Origin of the sequence: Novosphingobium sp. B-7, from assembly GCF_000410615.1 — a bacterium.
GTDB lineage: Bacteria > Pseudomonadota > Alphaproteobacteria > Sphingomonadales > Sphingomonadaceae > Novosphingobium > Novosphingobium capsulatum.
This window is the reverse complement of the sequence record NZ_KE148383.1, coordinates 238-656: the sequence shown is the minus strand read 5'-3', so window position 1 is coordinate 656 and position 419 is coordinate 238. Positions and strand designations below refer to the sequence as shown.

1 protein-coding gene is annotated in these 419 nt (G+C 67.1%); it reads left to right on the top strand.

The window, feature by feature from the left end; all coding sequences use genetic code 11:
* Window positions 1–419, top strand: a 419-nt coding sequence (locus H926_RS30985) for a TolC family protein (protein WP_202804743.1), incomplete at both ends; no start/stop codon positions are given.

Below are 419 nucleotides of genomic sequence, written 5' to 3'. Positions count from 1 at the left end.
TGGCTGGCGCAGCGCGGGGTGCTGTTTCCCACGGTCGATGCCGGGGCCACCACCAACCGCGTCAAGGGATCGCAATACCTGGCCCCGGTGCCCAACAATTCAAGCTTTACCTATAGCCTCCAGACCGCACAGGTGAATGTCGGCTACACGCTCGATCTGTTCGGCGGCAACCGCCGCAGCGTGGAACAGGCCCGCGCCCAGTATGATGCCCAGGCCTATCAGGCGCAGGCCGCGCGGATCACTCTGATCAACACCGTGGCGGCCACCGCGTTTCAGCGCGCCGCCCTGCAGGAACAGGTCGATCGCCAGCGCCAGGTGATCGCCCTGCAACAGGAACTGCTGGCGATCACCCGCCACCAGCTGGCCGTGGGCCAGGCCGCCGGCGTCGACCTGATGGCGCAAGAGGCGCAACTGGCGCA